Below are 6,486 nucleotides of genomic sequence, written 5' to 3'. Positions count from 1 at the left end.
GGATAATCCGGCAACCATGGCCAGATTATTGGCAAACAATACATCGCCATTCTTGCCGTCGATTGCAGTGCCCAGGCGGCGCCATACCCGCGAAAGTAAACGACATGCCGCCGGATGGCCCACAGCGCTGTTTCTTTTGGCCGCGACGATTTTTGAAACTCGGCGCGGCCTTGTTCCGCTGATGTCCAGCGGGCGCCCGCCGGCAGGACCAGTGCCTTGCAATTGCGCATCCCTTGCCCGGTGGCCCAATTCGGCCGAATGTGCCGGCCAGAAATATAGATTGAAAGAAGCGCATGACGGAATTCGTTCTCCCCTTGCCCGCAACACCGTCGGTTGCTGTCGCCGGCTCGCACGAACGCTTCGCGGTGCGCCGCATCTTCTGCGTCGGCCGCAATTACGCCGCGCATGCCCGCGAACTCGGCAATGACGAGCGCGATCCGCCCTTCTTCTTCACCAAGCCGGCCGACGCGGTGGTCGACAGCGGCGCCACCATCCCCTACCCGCCGCTGACCGCGAACCTGCATCACGAGATCGAACTGGTCGCGGCGATCGGCAATGCGGGCTTCCGCATTCCGCGCGACGAGGCGCTTGCCCATGTCTGGGGCTATGCCGTCGGCATCGACCTCACCCGGCGCGACCTGCAGGACCAAGCGAAGAAGGCGGCGCGCCCCTGGGACTGGTCGAAGGCTTTCGACCGTTCCGCCCCATGCGGCCCACTGGTCCCGGCGCAGAAGTCCGGCCATCCCTCGAAAGGCCGAATTTGGCTCGCCGTCGACGGCGAGGTCCGGCAGGATGCCGACCTTGCCGAGCTGATCTGGCCGCTTGCCGACATCGTCTCGATCTGCAGCGAGGCGGTGACGCTCGAGCCGGGAGACCTGATCTTCACCGGCACGCCGGCCGGCGTCGGCGCGGTCGGGCCGGGCGAAACGATGACCGGCGGCGTCGAAGGCATCGGCGCCATCGAAATCACCATCGGTCAACCGACGACGTGAAGCGATGAGCGACCTAATCCTCCATAACTACTACCGCTCCTCCACCTCCTACCGCGTGCGCATCGCGCTGGAGATGAAGGGCCTCAGTTACGATTACGTGCCGCACCATCTGCGCCACGGCGAGCACCTCGAAGCCACCTATCTCGCGGTCAATCCGCAAGGGCTGGTGCCGGCGCTGATCCTTGGCGACGGCCGGCTTTTGACGCAGTCGCTGGCGATCATCGAATATCTCGACGAGACCGTGCCCGAGCCGCCGCTTCTGCCGAAGGACGCGCGCGGCCGGGCGCGCGTCAGAATGCTGGCGCAGATGATCGCCTGCGACATCCATCCGGTGAACAATCTGCGCGTGCTGACCTCGCTGCGCACGCTGTTCGGCGCCGGCGACCAGGATGTCGTCAACTGGTTCCGGCACTGGGTGAACGAAGGGTTTCAGCCGCTTGAGACGATTCTCGCTTCAGCGCCCGAGACCGGCACCTTCTGTCACGGCGACACGCCCGGCCTTGCAGATATCTGCCTCGCCGCCCAGGTCACCAACAATGCCCGCTTCGGCGTCGACATGGCGCCCTACCCGGTGATCTCGCGGATCCACGCCGCCTGCATGGCGCTGCCGGCTTTCCGCAAGGCGGCGCCGGAGAATCAGATAGACGCGGAGTAGCCGCACAATTCTGGGTAGAGCATTGGGAGTTGCCGATGAAAGCTGTCGTGTTCGAGAAGTTCGGCGAGACGCCGACGATCCAGACCGTTCCCGACCCCAAGCCCGCCCCGGAAGGCGTCGTCATCAAGGTCGAGGCGACCGGGCTTTGCCGCAGCGACTGGCACGGCTGGATGGGCCATGATGACGGCATCACCCTGCCGCATGTGCCCGGCCACGAACTGGCCGGCATTGTCGTCGCCGCCGGCAAGCGCGTGACCCGCTGGAAAGCCGGCGACCGTGTCACCGTGCCGTTCGCCGTCGGCTGCGGCCGCTGCTTCGAATGCACGTCGGGCAATCACCAGGTCTGCGAGCACCAGACGCAGCCGGGCTTCACCGGCTGGGGTTCCTTCGCCGAATATGTCGCCATCGACCATGCCGACACCAACCTGGTGCGCCTGCCGGACGAGATGGACTTCGCCACCGCCGCCAGCCTCGGCTGCCGCTTCGTCACCTCCTTCCGCGCTATCGTCGACCAGGGCCGGGTGAAGCCGGGCGAATGGGTGGCCGTGCATGGCTGCGGCGGCGTCGGCCTGTCGGCGATCATGATCGCCAGTTCGATGGGCGCCAACGTCATCGCCATCGACCTCACCGACGAGAAGCTGGACTTCGCCAGGAAGATCGGCGCCGTGGCGACCATCAATGCCTCGAACACGCCCAACGTGGTCAAGGCGGTCAAGCAGATCACCAATGGCGGCGCGCACATGTCCATGGACGCGCTCGGTCACCCGACCACCTCGTTCAACTCGATCGCCAATCTGCGCCGGCGCGGCCGTCACGTTCAGGTCGGCCTGATGCTGGCCGACGACGCGCGCCCGCAGGTGCCGATGGACAAGGTGATCGCCTTCGAGCTCGAGATTCTCGGCAGCCACGGCACATGCAGGCGTACCGCTATACGGCGATGATGGAGATGATCCGCACCGGCAAGCTGAAGCCGGAACTTCTGGTCGGCAAGAAGATCAGCCTCGAAGAAGCGCCCGCGGCCTTGATGGCGATGGGCGGCTTCGAGGGCATCGGCATCGGCGTGGTGACGAAGTTCTAGGTGCGGATGGCGCCGTCACGCCGAAGCCGCGCGTCTCGGCAACTCCTGCTTTGCGAATTTCTTGGCGCCGACGACGCACAGCACTACGCCGAGCGTGACGACCAACATCAGCGGGCTGACCTGCTCGTGCAGCAGCGTCGCCGCCAGCGCCAGGCCGAAGAAGGGCTGCAGCAGTTGCAACTGGCCGACGGCGGCGATGCCGCCTTGCGCAAGGCCGCGATACCAGAACACGAAACCAATCAGCATGCTGAACAGCGAGACATAGGCGAGACCGATCCAGGCGCTTGAGCCGACGTCGGCGAAGGATGGCGGCAGCGTCGCAAAGGTCAGCACCAGCGTGATCGGCAGCGACAGCACCAAAGCCCAGCAGATCACCTGCCAGCCGCCCAATCTGCGCGACAGCGCTGCACCCTCGGCATAGCCCAGTCCGCAGGCGATGATGGCAGCCAGCATCAGGCCGTCGCCGACCGGCGATGCGGTCACGCCTTGCGTCAGAGCAAAACCCGCCACCAGCGCGCTGCCGAGGCATGAGAACAGCCAGAATGCCGGTCTTGGACGGTCGCCGCCGCGCAGCACGCCGAAGATCGCCGTCGCCAGCGGCAGCAGGCCGACGAAGATGATGGAGTGGGCCGAGGTGACATGCTTGAGCGCCAGCGCCGTGAGCAGCGGAAAACCAACGACCACACCCAGTGCGACGATCGCCAGCGACAGCAGATCCTCGCGCTCCGGCCGCTTCTGCCGGAACAAGGCGAGCATCGCCAGGCCAAGCAGGCCGGCAATCGCCGCTCGGGCCGAGGTCAGGAATGTCGGATCGAGATCCGCAACCGCCACGCGCGTCGCCGGCAGCGAGCCACTGAAAATCAACACGCCGATGAATCCGTTCACCCAGCCACTCGCGGTCTTGTCCATTGCAGGCCTCATCTCTTTCGCCCTCTATCGGGCAGAGCCCTATGGTGCGGCCAGAGACAATGCGGTACAGTTTTGCAAAACTGTAATGGCCGATTGGGCAATACAGATGACCGAACTCGCTCTGGAACCCGACGCTGCGCGCACTTTTGCCGCAACCACGCTTGTCGAAACTGTCATGGCGACCATCCGTCAGCGGATCGCTGCCCGCAGCCTGACGCCTGGGGCGCGGCTGCCGTCGATCCGCGCCTTCGCCAAATCCATGCGAGTTTCGAAATCCACCGTCGTCGAGGCCTATGAGAGGCTCGCCGCCGAAGGCACGATCCGCTCGCGCCCGGGGTCGGGCTTCTACGCCGCCGGCCAGCTGGCGCCCTTGTCGCTGGCCGAGATCGGCCCCCGGCTTGACCGCGAGGTCGATCCGCTCTGGGTCTCGCGCCAGTCGCTGGAAGCCGGCGACGAGGTGCTAAAACCCGGCTGCGGCTGGCTGCCAGCCGCATGGATGCCGCAGGCCGCCTTGCGGCGGGCGCTGCGCACGGCGGCTCGCGCCGACGATGTCGCGCTTGCCGATTACGGTACGCCGCTCGGCCTGGCGCCGTTGCGGCACTTGCTGGTGCGGCGCATGGCCGGGCATGGCATCGAAGCCTCGCCCGAACAGATCATGCTGACGGAATCGGGCACCCAGGCCATCGATCTCCTGTGCCGCTTTCTGATCGAACCCGGCGACACCGTGCTGGTCGACGACCCCTGTTATTTCAACTTCCACGCCTTGCTGCGCGCCCATCGCGCCAAGGTCGTCAGCGTTCCCTACACACCGTCGGGCCCGGACATCGACCTGTTCGCCGAGGTGCTGGCCGAGCACCGGCCGCGCCTCTACATCACCAATTCCGGCATCCACAATCCGACAGGCGCGATCCTGTCGCCGGTCACCGCCCACCGGCTGCTCAAGCTCGCCGACCAGGCCGACCTCACCATCGTCGAGGACGATATCTTCGCCGATTTCGAGCATAGCCCGGCCCCGCGCCTGGCGGCGTTCGATGGCCTCAACCGCGTCGTCCAGATCGGCAGCTTCTCCAAGACGCTGTCGGCCTCGGTGCGCTGCGGCTTCATCGCCGCGCCCCGCGACTGGATCGAGCAGCTCACCGATCTCAAGATCGCCACGACCTTCGGCGGCGGCAGGCTGGCGGCCGAACTGGTGCTGACCCTGCTGAAGGACGGCAGCTACCGCAAGCATGTCGAGGCGTTGCGCATCCGGCTTGCGCGCGCCATGGCCGAAACGAGTGCCCGCCTGAAGTCGATCGGCATCACGCCGTGGATCGACCAGCCGGCCGGCCTGTTCCTGTGGTGCAGCCTGCCGGAGGGCGTGGATGCAGCCGAAGTCGCCCGCCGCGCGCTGGCCGACAATGTCGTGCTGGCGCCCGGCAATGCGTTCAGCCTGTCCGGAACGGCCAGCCGCTTCCTGCGCTTCAACGTCGCCCAGTCGGGTGACGAACACATCTTCACGGCGCTCGCAGCGGCGATGTCCGGGTAGTCCGGTCAGCGCGCCGCGCAAATCTCCCGCACGCAATCGCGCAGCCAGCGTTGCGCCGGATCGGCGTCGAGGCGCGGGTGCCAGAGCATCGAGATGGTCACCTCCGCCGTCGCGACCGGCAAGGCAAAGCTGAACATGCCGGCGCGCGCCCCTTCGGTGTGCCGCTCAGGGACGCTGGCGATCAGGTCGGACGCGCGCGCCAGGGCGAGTGCCGCCGAAAAGCCCGACACCATGGATACCACGGTCCGCCGCAGCCCAAGCTGTTCCAGCGCCTCGTCGATCGGTCCCCTCTCGCGGCCGCGCCTCGAAACGCTGATGTGGCGGCCGGCCGCGAAGCGCTCCGGCGTGACGGCGCCCTGGCTCAGCGGATGGCCGGCCCGCGCCGCGCCGATGAAGCGGTCGCGAAAGAGCGTCTGGATGCGGATCTCGGGTCCGGTCTCGCCGGCGACGCCGATCTCCAGATCGATGGTCGCGTCGCGCAGCGAAGCGACGTCCTTGTCGGACTTCGGCGCGAAACGCAGCCGCACATTGGGAGCTTGCGCGCCGACGCTGGCGACAAGCCGCGGCCCGAACTCCTCGACGAAGCTCTCATTGGTGCGCAGCGTGAAAGTCCGATCCAGGCCTTGCAGGTCTAGCAGCCTGGCGGGGCGCAGTAGAGCTTCGCCCTCCTCGACCACGCGGCCCACCTGCAGCCGCAATTCCTGCGCGCGCGGCGTCGGCACAAGGCCCCGGCCGGCGCGGACCAGCAGCGGATCGCCGGTCGCCTCGCGCAGGCGCGCCAGCGTGCGGCTCATCGCCGACGGGCTGAGGCGCAGCCTTTGCGCGGCGCGCGCCACACTGCCTTCGTTCAGCAGGACATCCAGCGCGACAAGCAGGTTGAGGTCGGGCGACGGCATGCCCGGACCATAGCACGGATATATGGCGTCGCATGCATGAATAAGATGCAAATACTGCGTCTTCCGCCATGCCAGCCACAAGCGTACGACCGGCCGACAGATCGGCCTTGGCGGTGCCACCGGCAATGCCAGGGCAAAGGAGCAAAATCTTGGCGGACATTGCGGAAAAAATTGGAACCGAGAGCAGCTGGAATGGCCGCGCTGCGCCCACGCGGGTCGGATGGGCGCTGGCCAGCCTGTCGCTTGCCACGCTGTTGCCCTCGCTCGGCACCAGCATCGCCAGCGTCGGCCTGCCGGCCCTGATGCAGGCGTTCGGCGCCTCGTTCCAGTCCGTGCAATGGGTGGTGCTGGCCTACCTGCTTGCCATCACCACCATGATCGTCAGCGCCGGGCGGCTGGCCGACATTGTCGGCCGCCGGCCGCTGCTGCTC

7 protein-coding genes and 1 pseudogene are annotated in these 6,486 nt (G+C 66.8%); 5 read left to right on the top strand and 3 right to left on the bottom strand.

The genetic code is table 11. The features are described 5' to 3' along the window. A partial coding sequence (locus EN781_RS34855) for a hypothetical protein (protein WP_210213489.1) occupies positions 1 to 222 on the bottom strand: 222 nt, incomplete at its 3' end. A gap of 71 nt (positions 223 to 293) precedes the next feature. Between EN781_RS34855 and EN781_RS22175 the strand changes: the two genes are divergently transcribed. From EN781_RS22175 to EN781_RS22165, 3 genes and pseudogenes are all read left to right on the top strand, one after another. Then, positions 294 to 992: a fumarylacetoacetate hydrolase family protein gene (locus EN781_RS22175; RefSeq protein WP_126054167.1), complete on the top strand. Its 699-nt coding sequence runs from the start codon at positions 294 to 296 to the stop codon at positions 990 to 992. A 4-nt stretch (positions 993 to 996) separates the two neighbouring features. Next, positions 997 to 1,647: a maleylacetoacetate isomerase gene (gene maiA / locus EN781_RS22170; protein ID WP_126054166.1), complete on the top strand. Its 651-nt coding sequence runs from the start codon at positions 997 to 999 to the stop codon at positions 1,645 to 1,647. Positions 1,648 to 1,682: 35 nt separating this feature from the next. Then, positions 1,683 to 2,725, top strand: a pseudogene (locus EN781_RS22165) (zinc-dependent alcohol dehydrogenase family protein). Positions 2,726 to 2,740: 15 nt separating this feature from the next. Here the strand turns inward: EN781_RS22165 and EN781_RS22160 are convergent. Beyond that, positions 2,741 to 3,634 (bottom strand): DMT family transporter, encoded by an 894-nt coding sequence (locus tag EN781_RS22160; RefSeq protein ID WP_126054164.1) that lies wholly within the window; start codon positions 3,632 to 3,634, stop codon positions 2,741 to 2,743. Between the two features lie 106 nt (positions 3,635 to 3,740). On the opposite strand from EN781_RS22160, the gene EN781_RS22155 reads away from it, so the two are divergent. Further along, a complete protein-coding gene (locus EN781_RS22155; protein ID WP_126054163.1) occupies positions 3,741 to 5,159 on the top strand; it encodes a PLP-dependent aminotransferase family protein in 1,419 nt (472 codons plus the stop codon). A 5-nt stretch (positions 5,160 to 5,164) separates the two neighbouring features. Here EN781_RS22155 and EN781_RS22150 read toward each other — a convergent pair whose 3' ends face one another. Further along, complete coding sequence (locus tag EN781_RS22150; protein ID WP_126054162.1) at positions 5,165 to 6,055, bottom strand: LysR family transcriptional regulator; 891 nt, start codon at positions 6,053 to 6,055, stop codon at positions 5,165 to 5,167. A 170-nt stretch (positions 6,056 to 6,225) separates the two neighbouring features. Between EN781_RS22150 and EN781_RS22145 the strand changes: the two genes are divergently transcribed. Further along, positions 6,226 to 6,486 (top strand): MFS transporter (locus EN781_RS22145; protein ID WP_127400333.1); only part of this gene is annotated, 261 nt, incomplete at its 3' end.

It is taken from the genome of Mesorhizobium sp. M4A.F.Ca.ET.090.04.2.1 (genome assembly GCF_003999085.1).
GTDB lineage: Bacteria > Pseudomonadota > Alphaproteobacteria > Rhizobiales > Rhizobiaceae > Mesorhizobium.
Note: the sequence above shows the minus strand (reverse complement) of the source record. Positions and strands in the feature narration are given on the sequence as shown.